Source organism: Acinetobacter lwoffii (genome assembly GCF_019343495.1).
In the GTDB taxonomy this organism is placed as follows: Bacteria; Pseudomonadota; Gammaproteobacteria; order Pseudomonadales; family Moraxellaceae; genus Acinetobacter; species Acinetobacter lwoffii_P.
Genome location: NZ_CP072549.1, coordinates 2254683 through 2275126 on the forward strand (window position 1 = coordinate 2254683; position 20444 = coordinate 2275126).

A 20444-nucleotide genomic window follows, 5' to 3' on the forward strand; every position below is an offset into this window, starting at 1 on the left:
TAGAGATGATTTGTATCCGGAATATAAAAAAAGCTCCCGAAGGAGCTTTTTTAAAATCAGTTAATTAGCTGATGTCTTACATCAGTTTAATGCCTTGCTGACCCGCAGGTGTCACTTTAAAGATTTCTACTTCAAAGGTGATGTTCTTGCCTGCCAATGGATGGTTAAAGTCCACTTCAGTGATGTCGTCATTCACCGATCTCACTACACCATACAAGGTGGCTTTGGCTTTGTCTTCAAACTCGATCATGTGACCTTCGATTGGACGTTCTCCGAACTTTACCGTATCAAATTTCTGGATGTTTTCCGGATTCCAGGGACCAAAAGCATCTTCTGGAGGCAGGCTCACCGTACGACGGTCACCGGCACGTAAACCAAACAGTGCTTTTTCAAAACCAGGCAGTAAATTACCATCGCCAATCACCAGGCTGACCGGTTCTTCACGGCTACGGGTATTGTCAATTTCCACGCCATTTTCGATTGCGACAGAAAAGTGCAGCTCGACTTTAGAACCGTCTGCAACCCGGGTTTCTTCGTTAGGATGAATAAAATCAGTCATGTTGTGCTTGCGCCCGTTGAATTCGATGTTTTTCTAAGAAAAAAGTATCAATCAGCATCAGAATAGTGCCTACAGTAATGGCACTGTCTGCGATATTGAACGCAGGGAAGTGGCTGTTCTGGTAATACACATGAATAAAATCGACCACATAGCCGAGGCTGACCCGGTCGATTAAATTACCGATGGCACCACCCAGAATCAGAGCAATCGCCAGCGGCAAGATTTTCATGTCTTTTGGCATACGCATCAGCCAAAACACAAAGATTACAGACACTAAACCTGCCAGTGAAGTAAAGAAATAGCGTTGCCAACCACCGGCATCGGACAGAAAACTAAAGGCAGCGCCATAGTTATGTAGCAATGTCCAATTTAAAAAGGGCAGCACAGGAACAGGATCTGCATAGTTCAGATTTGTCACTGCAATCCATTTGGTCCATTGATCCAGAATGATCGCCAGAATGGCCAGTCCAACCCACCATAAATTATGTGGATAGAACTGGAATAAGCCCTTTTTGCTGTGGGTATTAGGCATATTTTCTCTCTTCGCCTTGGCCTGTAGGAAGGTTGATGATACAACGACCGCATAGACCAGGATGTGCAGAATGTGTATTTACATCTGGTAATACATGCCAGCAACGTACGCATTTTTCGCCATCCGCTGCTGAAACTTTCACATTCAAGCCTTCAAGATCAGACGCTTCACCTTGTGCTGCATCAAACTCATTGACGATCACTTGTGATGTGATCAGTACGAAACGAAGCTCATCACTTAACTTATCTAGCACTGCTTTTAATTCAGCATTTGCCCAAAGTTCAACTTTGGCAGACAAGTTAGAACCGACAGTTTTGGCGGTACGTGCAGTTTCAATGAATTTGTTTACTGCAGATTTCACAGCAATGAGCGTTTGCCATTCAGCTTCAGATACTACATTTGCAGTTGAAGCCACAGGAATGTCATACCATTCAGCCGTGAACACGTATTTCTCTGATTGCTCAGGAATTAACGGCCAAGCTTCTTGTGCAGTAAAGCTCAGGATTGGTGACATCCAACGCACGAATGCCTGTACCAGGTGATACAATGCAGTTTGTGCAGAATGACGTGCTTGCGAATCCGCTTTAGTGGTGTACTGACGGTCTTTGATAATGTCTAAGTAGAAACCACCTAAGTCGTTAATACAGAAATTCGTTAAAGTAGTGGTGACGATATGGAAGTTCATATCTTCGTATGCTTTCTTAATGGTTTCTTGCACTTCAGATGCACGTTGCAAGATGTATTGATCAAGCGCGATCAATTGATCTACAGGAAGCGCATCTGTTGATGGTTTGAAGCCATTCAGGTTAGCAAGCAAGAAACGAAGCGTGTTACGGATACGACGATAACCGTCAGAGGCACGGCTAAAGATTTCTTTACCAGCGGTCATTTCATAACGGTAATCCGCAGAGGCGATCCAGAAACGTAAACCATCCGCACCCATATCTTTAATGATGTCTTGTGGTGTGATCACGTTACCAATCGACTTCGACATCTTACGGCCTTTCTCATCCACCACGAAACCGTGTGTGAGCAAGCCTTTATATGGCGCACGTTCATTGATTGCAATCGAGGTCAATAATGAAGATTGGAACCACCCACGGTGTTGGTCTGAACCTTCCAGATATAAATCAGCAGGATCAGTCAATTCTTCACGTTCACGCAGTACCGCATAGTGTGTTGTACCTGAGTCGAACCACACGTCTAAGGTGTCACGAACTGCATTATATTGCTCAGCATCCGCACCGATGAACTCAGATGCATTACGGTTGTACCAGCCATCAATACCTTCTTGCTCGATCAGTTTCGCGACTTCTTCGATCAGTTCAGGCGTACGCGGATGCAATTCATTGGTGTCTTTATGTACGAAGAACGGAATTGGCACGCCCCAAGTACGTTGACGTGAAATACACCAATCTGGACGACCTTCAATCATCGCCTGAATCCGGTTTTTACCCCAGTCCGGTACAAAGCTGATATCGTTTTCAATCGCGTTTAACGCATTTTGACGCAGACCTTTGGCATCCATGCTGATGAACCATTGTGGGGTCGCACGGAAGATAATCGGCGTTTTATGGCGCCAGCAATGTGGGTAGCTATGCTTGATCACCACATGTGCCCAAAGCTTGGTTGCTTCAGTCAATGCCGCAATAATTTTTGGATTGGCTTTGTAGATGTGCTCACCCGGGAAGATTGGTGATGTTGGTAAATACACACCATTACCGCCGACTGGGTTTTCCACTTTTAAGTTGTACTGTAAACCAACTTTATAGTCGTCCACACCGTGGCCCGGTGCGGTATGTACTGCACCTGTACCACTAGCATCAGTGACATGTTCACCCAAGATCACTGGCACTTGGCGTTCAGCGATTAAAGGATGTTGTAGGATTAATTTTTCAAGTTTTGCACCTGTGAATTCAGCAAGCACTTCAAATGCAGTAAAGCCATAACGCTGAGTCGCAGACTCAACCAATGATTTCGCCAAAATGAAGTTTTGTGCAGCTTTATCTTCGGCTGTTGCTTTAACGAGTTGATACTCAAGCTCCGCATGCAATGCAACCGCCTGGTTAGCAGGCATGGTCCAAGGTGTCGTGGTCCAGATTACGATGTCGGTACGATCGGCAACGTCTACACCTAAACGAGCAGACAAATCAGCTAAATCAACAACGGTAAAACCGACGTCAATTGCATCCGATTTTTTATCTTCATATTCAACTTCAGCTTCAGCCAATGATGAACCACAGTCCAGACACCAGTTGACTGGTTTAAGACCTGGCTCGATATGACCTGCTTTCGCGATTGCACCCAGTGAACGTACGATGTCGGCTTCTTGTTTGAAGTTCATCGTTAGGTAAGGATTGTCCCAATCACCGAATACGCCCATACGTACGAAGTCTTTCTTTTGAAGCTCAACTTGGGTGTAGGCATATTCACGGCAGGCTTTACGGAAAGTTGATGCATCCACTTTCACGCCGACTTTACCGACTTTTTCTTCGACTTTGAGTTCGATTGGTAAACCATGACAGTCCCAGCCTGGTACATATGGCGCATCAAAACCATCCATGACACGGCTTTTGATAATGATGTCTTTGAGTACTTTATTGACTGCATGACCCAAATGGATTTGACCATTGGCATAAGGAGGGCCGTCATGAAGCACGTATTTTTTCTTGCCAATACGCGATTCACGAATCTGCTGATAAATGTTGTCGGCATACCACTCTTCTAACCATTTCGCTTCACGTACTGCCAAATTTGCTTTCATTGCAAAGTCAGTACCTGGGAGGTTTAGCGTGGCTTTATAGTCCACTGCATTTTCAGGAGTTTGCTTATCGCTCATGCAAGTCGTCTTCCAATCTAATCAGTTATGTCACTGACACGTTTTACAATAAAAATATGGGATATTAAAAGGGAAATGTGGGGTGATTTCGACGAAACTCAAGCAGTTTCTCGACATCATCATCAATTCCGGCTTTTAGCGCTTCAAGCGAAGGATAGTCCTTTTCGCCATGTAAATAGTTTAAGAACGTCACCCGCATCAACAGGCCATACAGATTAGCAGAAACATCTGGAAAATGTACTTCTAATCGCCACTCTGGATGTGCTTGTTTGATGGCTGGACGTGTGCCGACATGACCTGCCCCAAACAGGGCAGTTGGGTCATAACCCGCAATGCCGGTTTGCGTTGCAGAATCGGCTTTTACTTTGTCTTTTAAGGATTGGGTTTCACAAATGACTTCCACCCCATAAATTCCTTTCAGGCAGGGCTTATGACGGTTGAGCCGTACATTAATGGTCGGGAAATCAATGGTTCGACCAATCTGATCGCCATATTGCACCCGCCCAGTAATGCTATAAGGACGACCCAGCAATTGTGCGGCCAAGGCTAAATCACCAGCTTGCAAGGTCTGGCGAATCCGGGTGGAACTGACCCGTTCACCATCTAGAGCAATGGTATTTAAATTGGTCACTTCAAACCCGTAATTGCGCAGGAATTCGCTGTTGCCTTGGCGGTTTTTACCAAAGTGAAAATCATCGCCTAAGACCAGATGCCGGGCATTCAGTTTTTCTTTTAAAATGTCGGCAAAGGCTTCTGCAGTCAGGCTGCGGAAAGTATGGTCAAATTTCGCCACCGCGATATAGTCCACACCCAGCTCAGTCAGGTATTCAACTTTTTCACGCAACGATGAAATACGCGGTGGGGCATCATAACCTTGAAAGTATTCAAGTGGTTGCGGCTCGAAAATCATCACTACAGATTTTAAACCCTGTGCTTCAGCCACCTGTTGCAGCTGACGGATCATCGCCTGATGGCCTAAATGCACGCCGTCAAAATTACCGATCGTCACGGCAGTTTTGGGTAATTCAGAATGAGAGGCTAAAGCATTTAGACGGAGCAGCTGCATGGGCAAATCAAGTGCTTAGAAATATCGAGAGGCTATATATTGCCATAATCTCGCGCTTTCGTCTTGCTGTTGTGTTTTTATGCAATATTTTTCTTGAAAATTCATCTTCCTTAGCATTGAGCAGTTTTGTTTTTGTACACATTGATCATGTCTGATCAGAGCACTGGTGCTTTTCATTCAGCCGCTTTTGTTTTCTAATATCAGGGTTTTTCTTGATATCAGGTATTTCGAATGTCCGATTTGGCGCTCATCATGGCTCTACCCAATGAATCCAAAGGCTTATTTGAAGCAGAAGGCATTCAGGTACATTACAGCGGGATTGGTAAAGTCAATGCGGCTTTTAAAGCTTTTGAGGTGATTCAGAATACCGGTTGCAGTACCTTGCTGAATTTGGGCAGCGCGGGGAGTTCGCATTTCGATGCGCATGAACTGGTCGAAGTCACGCAATTTGTACAGCGTGATATGGATGTTTCACCCCTCGGCTTTGAGGTCGGCATGACCCCGATGGATCAGCATTTCCCAGGTGCGATTGAGCTGGATTCTTTCTTTGACCATTTGCCGAAAGGAATTTGTGGGACAGGCGACAGCTTTGAAACCGGTATTTCAAAAGTGGCGTGTAATCTGGTCGATATGGAAGGCTATGCTTTGGCAAAAGTCTGTAAAAAGCTGGGCGTTCGGCTGATTTCAGTGAAATACATTAGTGATGGAGCCAATGAGACTGCGCATCTGGATTGGGAAGAAAATCTGTTACTGGGTGCGAAAAAATTATTAGATTTATATCAAATGGTAAAATAAACAGGAAGGTCAAGTTTGCTTGGCGACCATAGCAACTATGGTCGTGTGCCAATCAGAAGCGCTTGCTTATTTATCCGTACGTGGAATCACGCCGTATAACATCATGTGTACCGTATGCTGGATAATGCGTTGCTGCATGCTGCGGTTACGCAAAGTTTTACCCGTGACCATTTCCATTTGAGTGGCAAAGTCTGCATAGTTCTGGGTAATCGCCCAAATATTCAGAATCAGTAACTCAGGATCAATATCTGCAGAAATCTTGCCTTGCTCTTGCCAGTTGGAAATTACTTTGGCTTTACGCTTGACCAGTTTTTTCAGCGGACCTTTTAAAATTTCCAGAATATGCGGTGCACCTTGAATCACCTCCAAAGCAAATAAACGAGATGCTTTAGGCTGGGTACGCGACACTTCAATTTTTTGCATCAAATAATTGGTGATCGCTTCTTCAGGTTCAAGTTCAGCTTCCAGGGTTTGTAAAGGCGCCAGCCATTTTTGTAGAACGGTGGTTAATACCTCGACATACAGGGCTTCTTTATTTTCATAATAATAGAAAATATTCGACTTATGCATTTCTGCAATTTGTGCGATTTCATCCAGACTTGCCCCATTAAAACCATATAGGGAAAATACGTCTAGTGCAGCATTTAGCAGCTGATTGCGTTTTTGAGTACTCTTTTTTTGTTCCATTAGCAAATATAAAAAACAATGAAAAAGGGAATCCTCAATTGTACGGCAAATCATCAGATTTGTGCACACAGTCACAGGCTAATTTTTTGAATAATGATGATTTATTCTCTAGATCAATATTTAAAACAGGCTAAATGCATTTACACCAAGAGAAAAATTCAAGTTTCTGAAAATACTTCATTTATTCATCTTTTTTCTTCATCAATGCAAGAGAGGAATAATACTGAAATGAATCTGATAAAAATGTTCTCTTATTGAGATAAATGTATTTTTATAAGAATAAGACCCAAAACCATGCGCGATTTTAGGTTGGATTGGGTATTCAGGTCGCTAAAACTGCCTGCAAGACCTGCTGTTCTAGTTCTGCAAATGTCACACTTTTTTGCCGGGGACGTGGCAAATTGACCTTAAATTCTTTGGCAATATGGCCTTTGTCCAGCAAGATAATCCGGTCTGCCAATTGCACTGCTTCACTGACATCATGCGTGACCAGAATGGCGGTAAAGCCTTGTTCGGTCCAGAGACGTTCAATCAGGTTCTGCATTTCCAGACGTGTCAGGGCATCCAGGGCGCCGAGCGGTTCATCCAGCAGTAGAATACGCGGCTGATGCGATAATGCCCTCGCCAAGGCGGTACGTTGCCGTTGTCCTCCAGAAAGCTGTGAAGGCCACAGTCCAGCTTTTTCTTTGAGTCCGACCTTTTCCAGCATTTGCGAAGCTTTGGCATGCTGCTCCTTCGGTAAACCGAGTTGAACATTCTGTTCGATGCTGCGCCAGGGCAGCAGGCGAGGGTCCTGAAACATCACCCGGATATCATCGGTAGTAATGCCTTCGCGAATATGCCGGGCTGACTTAAACTTGATTTCGCCGTAGCTTTGCTGTTCCAGATCGGCAATCAGGCGCAATAAGGTACTTTTACCACAACCGCTGCGACCAACAATTGCCAGAAATTCACCCGGCTGGATATGCAGGTCCAGATCTTCCAGAACCTTGACCGAACCGTAAAACTTGTGCAGCTGTTCAATGATAATTTCGGCACCGATCACTGCAGCAGGATTGATCTCTGCCGCAGGTTGGTCCAGTGGCACAATCGGGTCATTGGCATGACACCCTAAACTGAGATCAGTCATCACATGCTCCTCATTTATTCTTTATTCTTGATAGCCGGCATGCCAGCGCAGCAGGAATCGCTCTAAGGCCGCGGCCAGAACATCGGCCAGTTTGCCGAGCAGGGCATACAATAAAATACCTACCAGAACCACGTCAGTTTGCAAAAATTCACGTGCATTCATGGTCATATAACCAATACCAGACTGGGCGGAAATGGTTTCGGCCACGATTAACAATACCCAGACCAGACCTAGAGAAAAACGCAGTCCGACCAGAATTGACGGCATCGCACCCGGCAGAATAATTTCTTTATACAGTTGCCAGCGAGTTAAGCCATAGCTTTTGCCCATCTCGATCAATTGCGGATCGACGGAGCGGATGCCATGATAGGTATTGATATAAATCGGGAAAAATACCCCAATCGCCACCAGAAACAATTTGGCAGATTCATCAATCCCGAACCATAAGATGACTAGGGGAATGAGTGCCAGTGCAGGAATATTGCGGATCATCTGCAAGGTGGTGTCGAGCAGGGTAGAGGCAGTTTTGGATGAACCATTTAACAGACCCAGCAATAGGCCCAAACCACCACCTACCAATAATCCGCTGATGGCACGTCCTGCACTGACTTGCACATGCGTCCACAGTTCACCGCTGAGCAATAAATTCCAGAAGGCTAAAACCACGGCACTCGGTGCAGGCAGAATCCGGCTTTCCAGCAGGCCTGTGCTAGAGGCAATTTGCCAAACTGCAATCAAGAAAATTGGAACCAGCCAGGGCAGCAGATGCTGCCCCAGAATTGTTCCACGTGAAACCTGCTTTGGGGTCAGGGTTTCAACGGAAACGACTTTTGACATTAAGCAGACTCCTTAATTTTCTCAGCCTGCTTGTTCTCGTCCGGTGTGTAGTTGTTCGCCACGATTTCACCAAATGGACCGGTCAAGTTTGGTTGAGTGAGTTTTTGCTGGGTTTCCAGTGGAAGTAAAGGGAATACCAGTTCTGCAAAACGGATGGATTCTTCCAGATGTGGATAGCCTGAGAAAATAAAGGTGCTGATCCCCAGATCGGCATATTCCTGGATACGTGCAGCGACAGTTTCCGGATCGCCGACCAGTGCCGTACCTGCACCACCACGAACCAGACCCACACCTGCCCAGAGGTTTGGAGAAACTTCGAGTTTGCTGCGATCGCCATTGTGCAGTTCTGCCATACGGCGCTGACCGACCGAGTCCATGGATTTGAACTTGGCTTGGGCTGCAGCGATAGTGGCATCATCCACATATTGAATCAGTTCTTCAGCCGCCGCCCAGGCCTGCTCATTGGTTTCGCGTACGATCACGTGTAAACGGATCCCGTAATTCAGTTCACGACCTTTAGCTGCAGCCTTGGCTTTTACCACTGCAATTTTTTCTTTGACTGCTGCCGGTGGCTCGCCCCAGGTCAAGTAAGTATCGACCTGATCCGTGGCCAGCTCAATGGCATCATCCGATGAGCCACCAAACCATAAAGGCGGATGCGGCTGCTGAATGGGTGGATACAGCAATTTTGCATCATCGACACTTAAGCGTTCACCATGGAATGTGAAGCTTTCACCAGTATGCGAGCATTTTAAAATTTCACGCCAGATGGTGGTGTATTCAGTTGCTGTTTTATAGCGGGTTTTGTGATCTTCATAGACGCCGTCACCTTTTAGTTCCTGCTCGTCACCGCCAGTCACCAGATTAAGCAGCACCCGGCCATTAGACAAGCGGTCAAAGGTCGCGGCCATACGTGCAGCCAGTGCCGGCGTGGTCACGCCTGGACGCAACGCCACCAGGAATTTTAATTTTTTGGTCGCATCAATCAGGCTGGCTGCGGTTAACCATGGATCTTCACAAGAACGGCCAGTCGGAATCAGGACACCTTCATAACCTAAGTTATCTACCGCAACGGCAATCTGCTTCATGTAGGCATGATCTACAACACGTGCACCCTTGCTGGTGCCTAAGTAACGACTGTCGCCATGAGTGGGGATAAACCAGAAAATTTTCATGTGATATTCCTTAAATTAAATGATCTTGTTTGCTCATCAATGTGTGGCTGCTGGCGACCAGATCTGTTGCTGGACGCTGATGGTTTTGGGAATCAGTTGAACCTGCTGGAAAAGATCGGCAATATTCTGTTGAGCTTTGATCACTTCCGTCGTTAATGGTTGTACCGGCGAAGGTTTAAGACGACGCTCAAATGCAATCTTTGCTACCTCCGATTTCAGACCGGTACTTTTCTGATAAATATCTAGAGCTACAGCCTGGTTTTTAAGAATCCACTGGTCAGATGCATTTAAAGCCTGGATAAACTTCCCGGGGCTATCCGGATGCTTCTGAATAAATTCGGGATTGCCGATATAAAAGGAGTAGGTTTGTGGAAAGTCACTGGATTCAATCAGCACCTTAACCTTGCTGTCGAACTCGGCTGCACCCAGAAAGGGATCCCAGATTGCCCAGGCATCAATGGCTTTTTTGTCAAAAGCAGCACGTGCATCCGCAGGGGGAAGCCAAATGGCTTGAATCTCTGACCACTCCAATCCTGCTTTTTCCAGGGTTTTGGCCAGAAGTTCATGGGCACTTGAACCTTTTTGAACCGCGATCCGTTTTCCTTTCAACTGTTGAATGTTTTGAATCGCACTGTCTTTCGGCACGACCACGGCCAAAGAATTTCCCGCCACTTTTTCAAAGGCCACGTAGCTCAGGGCTTTGTCTGCCGCCTGTGCAAAAATAGGCGGAGTATTTCCCACATAGCCATAATCCACTGCACCGACCGCTAAGGCTTCCAGCATTTGTGGACCTGCCGGAAACTCTTTCCATTCAATTTTGGCACTCGGGAATTGTTGTTCTAATAGCTTTTCATCGCGTGCCACCAGCAGATTCAAGGCTGATTTCTGAAAGCCAATCGCAATGGTTTTTACCGGTTGTGTTGCTTTGGTGTCTGCAGCAGTCTTTTGCTGTGCTTCCTGTTTCTGACAGCCAGTCAGACTAAAGCTCAATAACGCTAAACTGATATAAGAAACTGTTTTTAAATGACTCATCTTTATTCTCGAATTATTCTGCTGTTATTTAATAATTGCTGCATCAATATTCAGCTTTTGTGGAATCAGCTGCTGCGCATAAAACGCATCGGCGACCTGTTGCTGTTTTTGAATCACGTCAGTCGTGAGGGGTTTAACACCGAAGCCCATGCGTGAAATAGAGGTTTTTAAGACATCGACGGCTAGACCTGTCGGTTTTTGCAGGAGCTGAGCGGCAGCGTCCTGATTTTTTGCGACCCAGTCCGTGGTCAGGTTTAGTTCATTGACAACCGCCTGTACCACCTGAGGATGGCTTTCTGCGAACTTGCGATCTGCCAGATAGAATTGGTGGTTGCTCACCACATTTTCACCGCTGGCAATGACACGCGCACCAATCTGATGTTCAGCAGCTGCAAAGAACGGATCCCAGATGACCCAGGCATCAACTGCACCACGTTCAAATGCAGCACGTGCATCGGAAGGTGGTAGATAAATCACTTCAATATCACCGAGTGTCAGCTTGTTGGCTTCCAGAACTTTTAACAGCAGGTAATGCACATTTGAACCTTTGTTCAGGGCTACCCGTTTGCCTTTCAGATCCTGAATAGACTGGATTGGTGAATCTTTCGGTACAATCAAGGCTTCGGCCTTAGGTGCTTGCGGCTGATTGGCCACATAGACCAGATTTGAGTTGGCCGCCTGGGCAAAAATCGGTGGTGCTTCACCGGCTTCACCAAAAGAGATGCTGCCGACATTCAGGCCTTCAAGCAATTGCGGGCCAGCCGGAAATTCTACCCATTTCACATTGACCCCTTGCTGTTTTAAGCTGGTTTCCAGCGTACCGCGTTCTTTTAAAATAGGTAATACGCCGTATTTTTGGAAACCGATATTCAGGGTAATGGTCTCTTCTTTTTTCGAGCAGCCTGAAAGCATCATGACACCCACCATCGCAGTACCAAGTACCACAGTCTTTGCTAAAAACTGAACATGAGATTGGCGCATGAATCAAAACTCCCGAAAATGACAAACTAGTGAATGAAAACTTAGACACACGCTAATCGTTTTTGTTTTTTCAAAAAAATAACTATTCAGGAATTTCTAATGAAGAAAAAAGATAAATAAAAAAGCGCAAAACTTATGCGAAAAAGTGATTTATATAAAAATGAATATTTACTATTTAAGTTAATCAAACTTATGAAATTTATAATTATTTCTTTAAATCTAATCTGCTGATATGTTTAGCTGAAAAGCAGCATTGCAATTTTAAAATTTAAATCGAGATTGCCAGATATCTTTATCTAAAATTAAGCTAAGGCACCAAAAGAAAAAGTCACTTTAAAGTGACTTTTTGCAAACAATGGAATTGCGTTGATAATTATAAAAAGCCTGACGGGCATCCGGCAGATCATCGACTGAAGCCGGTTCAAAGCCCTGTTCCAGAAACCAGTGCGCGGTGCGGGTGGTTAGAATAAACAGCTGCTGAATCTGCATGCTTTTGGCTTTTTCTTCAAGATAATGCAGGATCTGGCTACCCCGGTTAGACTTGCGATAACTTGGATGTACTGCAACGCAGGCGATTTCTGCAGAACGCAATTCATCACCCGTGGTCGGAATCGGGTAGAGGGCGGCACAGGCCAGAATCATGCCGTCCCGTTCGATTACGGCAAACTGGTTGATTTCATTTTCCAGACGTTCACGGGAGCGATAAACTAGAATACCTTCTTCTTCCAATGGACGCAGCAAACCGATCAGGCCACCGACATCCTGAATATCTGCCATCCGCACTTCTTCATAATGTGCATCGGTGACCAGAGTGCCGGAACCATCACGGGTAAACAGTTCTTCCAGCAGGGCACCATCATAGGCATAAGAAATCAGATGCACCCGATGTACGCCGTTCATGGAGGCTTCCTGTGCGGCTTTTAACTGTAATCCTCTTTCCAATGCATCTTGCTCGACCGGAATAAAATCATCCAGTTGTTGCGGTGTCACTTCGCGTTTGAGTTGGCCGTTACTGTCCATCAGACCATGCTGCTTACCGAGAAAAATCAGTTTATCTGCCTTGAGGCGAATCGCAGTTTTGGTAGCGACTTCTTCAGCCAGCAGATTAAAAACTTCTCCGGTAGTGGAATAACCGGTCGGGCCAAGCACCACAATATTATGACTGTCCAGATGGCGCTGAATCGCATCGGTATCAACCGCGCGCACTTCACCGGTCAACTGAAAATCGATACCATCGCGGATGCCATACGGCTTGGCGGTGACAAAATTCCCTGAAACGGTATCAATCCGGGCGCCATACATCGGCGAATTGGCCAGTCCCATAGACAGCAGTGCTTCAATTTGTAGGCGGATCGAACCGACGGCATTCATCACGCAGCTTAAAGATTCACGTGTGGTGACCCGACGCTGCTGGTAAAAAGGCGTCGTAATCTGGCTTTGAGCCAGATTCTGGTTAATTTGCGGACGTGCACCATGTACCAGAATCAGCCGAATGCCCAAAGAATGTAATAAAGCAATATCGTGAATAATATGCTGAAAGTTATCATTTAAGACGGCTTCGCCATCAAACATGATTACAAAGGTTTTATTGCGGTGCGCATTGATATAAGGCGCAGAATGGCGAAACCAGTGCACATATTGCAAAGTTGTGCTTTGTGACGTTTCTGCTGAAGTCATGCTGTGCCCATTTCAATGATTGAAGATCCAGCTTTGATTCTAATGAAAAAAAATGCAAGTGGAAGTGCAGATATAAAAAAACACCTGAAGGGGACTTCAGGTGTCTGCAAGACGAGCAGTAATGGAGAAAGCTTAGTTAATGATTCGTACAATTTTGTTGGTACGCTCATTGACCAGAACGTAGTCATTGTTGACCTTGTACCATTGCTGGAAACGACCGGTATTTGGCAAACGGCGTGCTTCGCGATCACTTACTTCAAAACGGTTGTTGTCATATTGGCGAGGCAAAGTTTGTCCTACGCGCCAGTCACGGCTTGGATTGACCATACGGTTGTTATGACGGCGGTCATCATTCCAGCGACGGTCGTCATTCCATTTCTTGCTGTCTTTGGCATTCCAGTGTGGCGCCGGTTTATGCGGATTATGGTCATAACGCGAGTCATGCTGTGGTGCTGCCATTGCAGAAGTAGCTAACAAAGCACTTAGAGATAACGCGATTGTAGTTAAGACTTTTTTCATGGCTCTCACCTTAAGATGTATATCTAATTTCGATGAGACTAAATTAGCGAACAAGTACATAGAAAGCGTGAGGGCTATTTAGTTAAATTGTTAAATTCATGAAGAAATTTAGTAGATGAATCACGCAGTTTGAAAACTGGAAAAGCCGCGAGATTTTGGGTTAAAAATTTTCAGCCAGTGAAATAAAAAAGCCCAAACATCGTTGGGCCTTAAAGAAGATTAAATTTGAATGCACTTATGAACTAGTCACCCACAATCCGGATAATGCTGTTGTTTTCAGAATCCACCAGAATATAGTCATTATTGACTTTGTACCATTGCTGCTTGCGGTCAGGTCGAGGCAGGCGATGGTCTTTATATTCAACTTTATAGCCATTGCCACGATAATGCTGCGGCATCACATAACCCGGCTGCCAGCGTAACTGTTGCAGGCGTTTCACCCCACGTTCTTCACGCATACGGCGGTTATCCTGTTGATCTTCCTCTCGGAACTCACGGGCTTTCTTCTTGTCATGACCATGACGTGAATCCATACGGGATTCATCATTGAAATGAGGGGCAGCGATGACGACATTGCTCAGCATGAATGTACTGCAAGAAATTGCCAGTGCCACCAAAACCTTTTTCATGTTGAACCCTCATTAAATTGTTCATCTTCTACAGCACCTAATGTACGGAAAAATTGCAGAGAAACTGTGAAGAACAGGCACAATTTTTATAACAAATGCAGAGATATTATGATGATGTCATGTTTTTACATGACTATATGCGACGGCATCACTTCTATAAAGTAGCCTACCGAGCCATGTCCTTATCTCATCAAAGCAAGGGCCAACATGCAAGCGAAAATCGATGATTTAGCTCAAAAAAACAGCATTGAGTCAGCGAGAAAAAAGTTCATGATTTAATGAAACGACAAAGAATTTTGCCGGTTTAGTTTGAGATTAATTCCATTGCTCTGCCAAACCTTGTAAGGACTGAATCGCGTCAGCCACGGATTCAGCTTGTAGGGCGTCATCGAGTGCCACAATCAATGCTTCAGATAACTGCAACTGTTCAATCCGGTGAATTGTTTCAATTTTACGTTTTTGGTCAGCCATGCTGCGCTCCTGATTTGATCTATCTGTGATTCAAGAAAGCATAGTCCAATCAGTTTAATTTGGAAAACCGTATAATTTTATATATTTAATATGTAAATCCGATTTATTGTTATTTTTTGCAGGATTTTAAGAAAAAAAGGGCACTTTATCGAAAAGTGCCCAAGATTATTCAATGACCCGACTTTTAATAAGCGTAGTTCAGGTCAGTATAATCGTTGAGTGATTTCTGCACATGCGCCTGAATAAAGGCATGTACATCCTCGGCCGTCATGGCTTTGCCCTGATTGCTGATGACATGTTCGATTTCTGGCTGACCTTCAATTTTAATGCGATAAACAAAATGCTTGGCCAGACGATAACTGTCGTCTAATTTTTCAATGCCAGTCACATAATAATAGGCATGTTCAAAATTCAGATCCTGATGTGAAAATACAAATTGCTCGAACAATTTGAGTTTCTGAGCATTTTCGAGTGCTTTGATGTCATCCACGATACTGGCTTCAAACTTGGTGCCGTATTTTTCTGAAATAGGCTGTTGATCAATCAGCAGCGACACCATGCCATCGTCTAAATGGGTCACCGTAATATTGTTTAATTCAGTCATGATGCACTCGAGTGAAATAGATTGGGGCTTAGTATGCTGTTATTTTAGTGAAACTCAATGCGAGCGGGGTGAAGTTAGCCAAGATTTATGCGCTGAATACGACTAAAAACGAAATAAAAAGGGAGCGATTGCTCCCTGAATGACAGACAGAATAATCTAATCCTGTGCATCAATACTCTGGCCATTCATATGCAGACTGTCGTTACCCATCAAATACAGATAAGCCGGCATGATTGAATCGGGGGTAGGCAGGGTTTTCGGATCTTCATTCGGATAGGCCTTGGCGCGCATGGCAGTCCGCGTTGCTCCGGGATTGATGCAGTTATAACGTATATTTGGATGTACCTGCTCTTTGGCAAATAACTGGCTTACCGCTTCAATAGCAATTTTAGACACCGAATAGGCACCCCAGCGTTCGCGGGCTTCGCGGCCTACACCTGAGCTGGCAAAAACCACTGAAGCATGTTCAGATTTGGATAATAGCGGTAACAGCGCTTGGGTCATGACAAAGGGTGCACGCAGATTGACCGCCATCACATCATCCCAGACATTGACCGGATAATCCGCCAAGGGAACCCGTTCGCCTAAAATGCCGGCATTGTGCAGAATGCCGTCCAGACGACCAAACTGACGGTCTAGCGTATCGAGCAAAAGCTCATAATCACGTTCTGACGCACTCGATAGTTGTAGCGGCAAGATGGCAGGTTGCGGCGCACCCAAACTTTCAATTTCATCATAAATGACTTCGAGCTTGTTTAAGGTACGCCCATGCAGCACCACAGTTGCGCCATGCAAGGCATAACTGATTGCTGCTGCACGTCCAATGCCATCGCCCGCACCTGTGATTAGGATGATACGATCCTTGAGCAGATCGGGGCGAGGTTGATATGCTGAATATTTCATTATCTACCTCCTCACTTCTTATTATTTAGTGTTAAGCGTTCAAGATACCGCAGTATGCTGCTTCAGTACTAGTGTCTGAATCAATTGATGTAATTCTGTCACAGTATGCACGATATGGTCGGCCTGCCAGGCGTTTAAATCGTCTTTGTATTGCAACGGCAAATAACCATAAGCAGCCAGAATGGTCAGCATCTGGGCATGACGGCCGGCATCAATATCTCGGGGATGATCTCCGACATAGATACAGTCTTCCGCGGCAAGATTCAGTTGCTTGGCTGCCAGATACATCGGTTCAGGATCGGGTTTGGTCCGAGTGACATCTTCCGGACATACCAGCACTGCGCAGCGTTCACTCAGGTTCAGCGCTTGCAGTAAAGCCTCGCTGAGCCAGCGCGGTTTATTGGTCACAATCCCCCAAGGAATGTCATTTTCCTCTAGCTGTTCAAGTAATGGATACATGCCATCAAACAGATCGGTATCGACCGCAATATCTGCGCCGTACATGTCCAGAAAGCGCTGACGGTGTTGCAGAAAGACCGGATCTTCTAGTTGCAGTTCCGGATAAACCAGTTTCACCATAGCGCGAGCGCCTTCGGAGACCTGGGTACGAATCAGCTCGGGTGCAACCAGTGGGCGGCCTTCTTCACGGCACATCTGCTGGATAATTCGGATAAAATCGGCAGCGGTATCAATCAGGGTTCCATCTAGGTCAAATAAAACGGCTTTCATGCTGTGGTCTCTGCTGCGCTATCTTTCACGGTATAAACCATGTAGTTCACATCAACATTCGGTGCCAGCCAATAACGCTTGGTCAGCGGATTATAGTGCAGACCGGTCATGTCTTTGAGCTTTAAACCAGCGTTACGAATATCATGTGCCAGTTCAGACGGCTTGATAAATTTGCTGTAATCATGGGTGCCTTTGGCCAGCATGCGCAAGACATATTCTGCCCCGATAATCGCAAATAAATAGGACTTTGGATTACGGTTAATGGTCGAGAAGAATACATGACCACCTGGCTTGACCAGCTTGTGACAGGCCTGAATAATCGATGCCGGATCTGGCACATGCTCTAGCATTTCCATGCAGGTCACGATGTCATATTGGCCAGCCTGTTCCTCTGCCAGTTGCTCAACCGGCACCTGACGATATTCAATATTGTTCACACCTTCCTGTTCGGCATGGATGCGTGCCACATTTAAAGGGGCTGCGCCCATATCAATCCCGAGTACATCGGCACCGCGTCGCGCCATGCTTTCGGCCAGAATACCGCCACCACAGCCGACATCCAGCACTTTTTTGCCGCTCAGGCCTCCGGCATGTTCATCAATCCAGTTTAAACGCAGTGGATTAATCATGTGCAAGGGGCGGAACTCGGAATGCTGATCCCACCATATAGCTGCAAATGCTTCAAACTTGGCAATTTCTTGTGGATCAACATTCAATTGCGACATCGGTGTCACCTCAATCAGTCATGATTAGCTAAAAATATATATGTGCCGAATGGCCAGAGAAACTGATTTAAAACCTTGAAAATCAGTTCGATGGTTTAGTGTAGCGATTCTGGCAGAAAAAGCGATAAAAGCAGCAAAAAAGTTCACAGAATGAAAACGAAACCGGCATAATTGATTTATAGTGAACACATAAACTAAGCATAATGATTTAGAGGACGATAATCCGAATGAAAAAATTCCTTTTAGGCGCTGTTGCCGCATCTGTTTTGGCCTTTTCAGGCAATGCTATGGCCAATTTTGTGGCAGGTCAGGACTATCAGGTGGTTGCAAAACCAGTCAAAGTCGAAAAACCGGGCAGAATTGAGGTACGTGAATTCTTCTGGTACGGCTGTGGTCATTGTTTCGCGCTTGAACCACATATGCAGGGCTGGTTGAAAAAATTACCAAAAGATGTACGTTTTGTACGTACGCCGGCTGCAATGAATCCACTCTGGGAGCAGGCAGCGCGTGCTTATTATGTGTCTGAAGCATTGGGTGTGCGTCAAAAAGCACATTTACAATTATTCCATGATATTCATGATAAGCAACGTCCAATTTTAGAACAGGCGCAATTGGCCAAGTTCTATACCCGCTATGGTATTCCTGAAGCGAAATTTAACAGCACTTATAAATCTTTCCCGATCACTTCGAAAATTGCCCAAGCCAAAAATCTGGCTGCTCAGTATCAGTTAAGTGGTGTTCCGGCAGTGACCGTGAATGGTAAATATATTGTGCAGGGTAATGATGCCAAAGTCATTCAGGTGGTGAATTACCTGATCGAGAAAGAGCGTAAAGCCAAATAAGTCTGAACTGACGATCAGTAAAAAAACCTGCATCATGATGCAGGTTTTTTTTATTTAGGCCGGAGGAGTGACCGCTTCATTGAGCACAGGACTTGCGGTTTCGACTGTTTCGGCAGGTCGCCGGTACCAGTGCAAAATGCCACGCAGCAAAAGCTGCATCTGTAGCACGCTTTGGGTTTTAAAGGCATTGGATTGGGCGCGGCGCAGCTCTGGATCAGCCTGATGCTGCAGATGAATCCAGCCCATGGCCCAGTTCAGGGACAGTTCAATCAGCATCTGTGCCAGAGCCTGCAAGTCCTGTGGCGCCTGAATATGTCGGGTAGATTGCATCTTGGCCAGTTCATGCATGACATCTTCAGCCAGAAAATGAATTTCCCGTTCAATGCCGACACGTAACACGTCCGAACCGCCCCAACGTTCTGCCACAAAAAAAATCCAGGGTTCAGGATGATATTCGACGGCCTGAAAAAATAGTTCCAGCCCGGTGTGGGTTCGGGTATTCGGCTGATACAAATAAGCCTGTCCCAGCTGATTGAGTACGCCCTTGATATGAATCGCAACCTGATCCAGCAATTCCAGACCCAACTGGTTCATATCCTGAAAATGCCGATAGAATGCCGTCGGCACCAGTCCGACTGCATTCGCAACTTCACGTAGGCTGATCGTGCTGAAAGCGCGGCCCTGACTGCTGAATGCCAGTGTCGCATCGAGTAACGCCTGATGACTTTGCTGCTTGCGATCTTCACGTAAGGACATAAATGGGTTTCCTGTCACTGGCTTCCCTCATAGAGAGTTTTAGTCTAGCAAAAATTAAATTAAATCGTAGTGCCACAGATCGGCAGAATTTCGACAACTCGTAGCGAGCTGATGCATTGATTTTGTAAATGAATCGCCCGGCTGCCTAATCTTGGCAAAGGCTTCTGCTATACTGAGCCGCAATTATTTTGAACCCATACAGGACTTATTATGCGTATCGACCAACGAGCATTAGATCAATTACGTGAAGTGAAAATTACCCGTAACTATACACGTTATGCGGAAGGCTCTGTATTGGTTGAATTTGGTCATACCAAAGTACTGTGCACTGCCAGTGTGGATAGTTCTGTACCGCGTTTCCTCAAAGGTCAGGGCCAGGGCTGGGTAACGGCTGAATATGGCATGTTGCCACGTTCAACTCATACCCGTAGTGACCGTGAAGCGGCACGTGGCAAACAGAGTGGCCGTACCCAGGAAATTCAGCGTCTGATTGGTCGTAGCTTGCGCTCAATGGTCGATCTGAAAAAACTCGGTGAAAATACCATTACTATCGACTGTGACGTGATTCAGGCTGATGGCGGTACCCGTACTGCAGCGATTACGGGTGCTTCGGTGGCTTTGGTCGATGCCATGAACGTCTTGCTGGAAAGAAAAAAAATCAAACATGATCCATTAAAAGGTTTGGTGGCTGCAGTTTCTGTGGGCATTTTTAAAGATGAAGTATTACTGGATCTTTGCTATGAAGAAGATTCAAACTGTCAAACTGATTTGAACGTGGTGATGACTCAGGCCGGTGAATTTATTGAAATTCAAGGCACTGCAGAAGATAAGCCATTTACCCGCGCACAATCGGATGCCATGCTGGAAATGGCCGAGAAAGGCATTCAGGAATTGGTGAAAAAACAGCAAGAAGCTTTAGGCTGGTAATCCATCCCATGTTGAGAAACGCATCTACGG

General features: G+C 45.6%; 22 protein-coding genes. 3 read left to right on the forward strand and 19 right to left on the reverse strand.

Going from position 1 to position 20444, the window contains the following annotated elements; all coding sequences use genetic code 11:
• Positions 1-76: 76 nt before the first annotated feature.
• From J7649_RS10620 to ribF, 4 genes are all read right to left on the reverse strand, one after another.
• The gene (locus J7649_RS10620; protein ID WP_004281217.1) at positions 77-559 is read right to left on the reverse strand and encodes an FKBP-type peptidyl-prolyl cis-trans isomerase; all 483 of its coding nucleotides are present in this window, start codon (positions 557-559) and stop codon (positions 77-79) included.
• A complete protein-coding gene (gene lspA / locus J7649_RS10625) occupies positions 552-1091 on the reverse strand; it encodes a signal peptidase II (RefSeq protein ID WP_005105275.1) in 540 nt (179 codons plus the stop codon). The genes J7649_RS10620 and lspA overlap by 8 nt, the downstream gene beginning before the upstream one ends.
• A complete protein-coding gene (gene ileS, locus J7649_RS10630) occupies positions 1084-3930 on the reverse strand; it encodes an isoleucine--tRNA ligase (protein ID WP_219307916.1) in 2847 nt (948 codons plus the stop codon). The genes lspA and ileS overlap by 8 nt, the downstream gene beginning before the upstream one ends.
• Before the next feature lie 64 nt (positions 3931-3994).
• Positions 3995-4996 carry a bifunctional riboflavin kinase/FAD synthetase gene (gene ribF, locus J7649_RS10635; protein ID WP_219307918.1) on the reverse strand — a complete coding sequence of 334 codons (1002 nt, stop codon included), beginning with the start codon at positions 4994-4996 and terminating at the stop codon, positions 3995-3997.
• Between the two features lie 231 nt (positions 4997-5227).
• Here ribF and J7649_RS10640 point away from each other — a divergent pair, with 231 nt between their 5' ends.
• On the forward strand, positions 5228-5791 hold the full coding sequence (locus tag J7649_RS10640) for a 5'-methylthioadenosine/S-adenosylhomocysteine nucleosidase family protein (protein WP_005105280.1): 564 nt from the start codon (positions 5228-5230) through the stop codon (positions 5789-5791).
• A gap of 66 nt (positions 5792-5857) precedes the next feature.
• On the opposite strand, the gene J7649_RS10645 is transcribed toward J7649_RS10640, so the two are convergent.
• From J7649_RS10645 to ubiG, 14 genes are all read right to left on the reverse strand, one after another.
• A complete protein-coding gene (locus J7649_RS10645) occupies positions 5858-6478 on the reverse strand; it encodes a TetR family transcriptional regulator C-terminal domain-containing protein (RefSeq protein ID WP_004281222.1) in 621 nt (206 codons plus the stop codon).
• A gap of 322 nt (positions 6479-6800) precedes the next feature.
• A complete protein-coding gene (locus tag J7649_RS10650; RefSeq protein WP_219307920.1) occupies positions 6801-7607 on the reverse strand; it encodes an ABC transporter ATP-binding protein in 807 nt (268 codons plus the stop codon).
• A gap of 21 nt (positions 7608-7628) precedes the next feature.
• Positions 7629-8444, reverse strand: coding sequence for an aliphatic sulfonate ABC transporter permease SsuC (ssuC, locus tag J7649_RS10655; RefSeq protein WP_219307922.1), 816 nt, complete (start codon positions 8442-8444; stop codon positions 7629-7631).
• Positions 8444-9619 (reverse strand): FMNH2-dependent alkanesulfonate monooxygenase, encoded by a 1176-nt coding sequence (ssuD, locus tag J7649_RS10660; protein WP_219307924.1) that lies wholly within the window; start codon positions 9617-9619, stop codon positions 8444-8446. Before ssuD ends, ssuC begins: the two co-directional genes overlap by 1 nt.
• 36 nt (positions 9620-9655) lie before the next feature.
• A complete protein-coding gene (locus tag J7649_RS10665) occupies positions 9656-10651 on the reverse strand; it encodes an aliphatic sulfonate ABC transporter substrate-binding protein (protein ID WP_219307926.1) in 996 nt (331 codons plus the stop codon).
• 24 nt (positions 10652-10675) lie between these two features.
• On the reverse strand, positions 10676-11632 hold the full coding sequence (locus tag J7649_RS10670) for a sulfonate ABC transporter substrate-binding protein (RefSeq protein ID WP_219307928.1): 957 nt from the start codon (positions 11630-11632) through the stop codon (positions 10676-10678).
• A gap of 333 nt (positions 11633-11965) precedes the next feature.
• Positions 11966-13309, reverse strand: coding sequence for an amino-acid N-acetyltransferase (argA, locus tag J7649_RS10675; protein ID WP_004729045.1), 1344 nt, complete (start codon positions 13307-13309; stop codon positions 11966-11968).
• A gap of 132 nt (positions 13310-13441) precedes the next feature.
• Complete coding sequence (locus tag J7649_RS10680; RefSeq protein ID WP_005261495.1) at positions 13442-13828, reverse strand: RcnB family protein; 387 nt, start codon at positions 13826-13828, stop codon at positions 13442-13444.
• Between the two features lie 242 nt (positions 13829-14070).
• A complete protein-coding gene (locus tag J7649_RS10685) occupies positions 14071-14457 on the reverse strand; it encodes an RcnB family protein (RefSeq protein WP_004281230.1) in 387 nt (128 codons plus the stop codon).
• A 315-nt stretch (positions 14458-14772) separates the two neighbouring features.
• Complete coding sequence (locus J7649_RS10690; protein WP_004281231.1) at positions 14773-14928, reverse strand: hypothetical protein; 156 nt, start codon at positions 14926-14928, stop codon at positions 14773-14775.
• Between the two features lie 184 nt (positions 14929-15112).
• Positions 15113-15532 (reverse strand): hypothetical protein, encoded by a 420-nt coding sequence (locus tag J7649_RS10695; protein ID WP_219307930.1) that lies wholly within the window; start codon positions 15530-15532, stop codon positions 15113-15115.
• 156 nt (positions 15533-15688) lie between these two features.
• Entirely contained in the window at positions 15689-16435 is a 747-nt protein-coding gene (locus J7649_RS10700; protein WP_005094903.1) for a YciK family oxidoreductase, read from the reverse strand.
• Between the two features lie 39 nt (positions 16436-16474).
• Positions 16475-17164, reverse strand: coding sequence for an HAD family hydrolase (locus J7649_RS10705; RefSeq protein WP_004281234.1), 690 nt, complete (start codon positions 17162-17164; stop codon positions 16475-16477).
• Complete coding sequence (gene ubiG / locus J7649_RS10710; RefSeq protein ID WP_004729050.1) at positions 17161-17889, reverse strand: bifunctional 2-polyprenyl-6-hydroxyphenol methylase/3-demethylubiquinol 3-O-methyltransferase UbiG; 729 nt, start codon at positions 17887-17889, stop codon at positions 17161-17163. Before ubiG ends, J7649_RS10705 begins: the two co-directional genes overlap by 4 nt.
• 227 nt (positions 17890-18116) lie before the next feature.
• Here ubiG and J7649_RS10715 point away from each other — a divergent pair, with 227 nt between their 5' ends.
• On the forward strand, positions 18117-18731 hold the full coding sequence (locus tag J7649_RS10715) for a thiol:disulfide interchange protein DsbA/DsbL (protein ID WP_004281236.1): 615 nt from the start codon (positions 18117-18119) through the stop codon (positions 18729-18731).
• A 54-nt stretch (positions 18732-18785) separates the two neighbouring features.
• Here J7649_RS10715 and J7649_RS10720 read toward each other — a convergent pair whose 3' ends face one another.
• Entirely contained in the window at positions 18786-19487 is a 702-nt protein-coding gene (locus J7649_RS10720) for a TetR family transcriptional regulator (RefSeq protein ID WP_219307932.1), read from the reverse strand.
• A gap of 210 nt (positions 19488-19697) precedes the next feature.
• Between J7649_RS10720 and rph the strand changes: the two genes are divergently transcribed.
• Positions 19698-20414 carry a ribonuclease PH gene (rph, locus tag J7649_RS10725; RefSeq protein WP_219307934.1) on the forward strand — a complete coding sequence of 239 codons (717 nt, stop codon included), beginning with the start codon at positions 19698-19700 and terminating at the stop codon, positions 20412-20414.
• The last annotated feature ends 30 nt before the right edge of the window (positions 20415-20444 follow it).

What these genes read in the sequence shown, in the direction of transcription:
- J7649_RS10620 (WP_004281217.1), bottom strand. Translation starts at nt 559, where the DNA reads ATGACTGATTTTATTCATCCTAACGAAGAAACCCGGGTTGCAGACGGT.
- lspA (WP_005105275.1), bottom strand. Translation starts at nt 1,091, where the DNA reads ATGCCTAATACCCACAGCAAAAAGGGCTTATTCCAGTTCTATCCACAT.
- ileS (WP_219307916.1), bottom strand. Translation starts at nt 3,930, where the DNA reads ATGAGCGATAAGCAAACTCCTGAAAATGCAGTGGACTATAAAGCCACG.
- ribF (WP_219307918.1), bottom strand. Translation starts at nt 4,996, where the DNA reads ATGCAGCTGCTCCGTCTAAATGCTTTAGCCTCTCATTCTGAATTACCC.
- J7649_RS10640 (WP_005105280.1), top strand. Translation starts at nt 5,228, where the DNA reads ATGTCCGATTTGGCGCTCATCATGGCTCTACCCAATGAATCCAAAGGC.
- J7649_RS10645 (WP_004281222.1), bottom strand. Translation starts at nt 6,478, where the DNA reads ATGGAACAAAAAAAGAGTACTCAAAAACGCAATCAGCTGCTAAATGCT.
- J7649_RS10650 (WP_219307920.1), bottom strand. Translation starts at nt 7,607, where the DNA reads ATGACTGATCTCAGTTTAGGGTGTCATGCCAATGACCCGATTGTGCCA.
- ssuC (WP_219307922.1), bottom strand. Translation starts at nt 8,444, where the DNA reads ATGTCAAAAGTCGTTTCCGTTGAAACCCTGACCCCAAAGCAGGTTTCA.
- ssuD (WP_219307924.1), bottom strand. Translation starts at nt 9,619, where the DNA reads ATGAAAATTTTCTGGTTTATCCCCACTCATGGCGACAGTCGTTACTTA.
- J7649_RS10665 (WP_219307926.1), bottom strand. Translation starts at nt 10,651, where the DNA reads ATGAGTCATTTAAAAACAGTTTCTTATATCAGTTTAGCGTTATTGAGC.
- J7649_RS10670 (WP_219307928.1), bottom strand. Translation starts at nt 11,632, where the DNA reads ATGCGCCAATCTCATGTTCAGTTTTTAGCAAAGACTGTGGTACTTGGT.
- argA (WP_004729045.1), bottom strand. Translation starts at nt 13,309, where the DNA reads ATGACTTCAGCAGAAACGTCACAAAGCACAACTTTGCAATATGTGCAC.
- J7649_RS10680 (WP_005261495.1), bottom strand. Translation starts at nt 13,828, where the DNA reads ATGAAAAAAGTCTTAACTACAATCGCGTTATCTCTAAGTGCTTTGTTA.
- J7649_RS10685 (WP_004281230.1), bottom strand. Translation starts at nt 14,457, where the DNA reads ATGAAAAAGGTTTTGGTGGCACTGGCAATTTCTTGCAGTACATTCATG.
- J7649_RS10690 (WP_004281231.1), bottom strand. Translation starts at nt 14,928, where the DNA reads ATGGCTGACCAAAAACGTAAAATTGAAACAATTCACCGGATTGAACAG.
- J7649_RS10695 (WP_219307930.1), bottom strand. Translation starts at nt 15,532, where the DNA reads ATGACTGAATTAAACAATATTACGGTGACCCATTTAGACGATGGCATG.
- J7649_RS10700 (WP_005094903.1), bottom strand. Translation starts at nt 16,435, where the DNA reads ATGAAATATTCAGCATATCAACCTCGCCCCGATCTGCTCAAGGATCGT.
- J7649_RS10705 (WP_004281234.1), bottom strand. Translation starts at nt 17,164, where the DNA reads ATGAAAGCCGTTTTATTTGACCTAGATGGAACCCTGATTGATACCGCT.
- ubiG (WP_004729050.1), bottom strand. Translation starts at nt 17,889, where the DNA reads ATGTCGCAATTGAATGTTGATCCACAAGAAATTGCCAAGTTTGAAGCA.
- J7649_RS10715 (WP_004281236.1), top strand. Translation starts at nt 18,117, where the DNA reads ATGAAAAAATTCCTTTTAGGCGCTGTTGCCGCATCTGTTTTGGCCTTT.
- J7649_RS10720 (WP_219307932.1), bottom strand. Translation starts at nt 19,487, where the DNA reads ATGTCCTTACGTGAAGATCGCAAGCAGCAAAGTCATCAGGCGTTACTC.
- rph (WP_219307934.1), top strand. Translation starts at nt 19,698, where the DNA reads ATGCGTATCGACCAACGAGCATTAGATCAATTACGTGAAGTGAAAATT.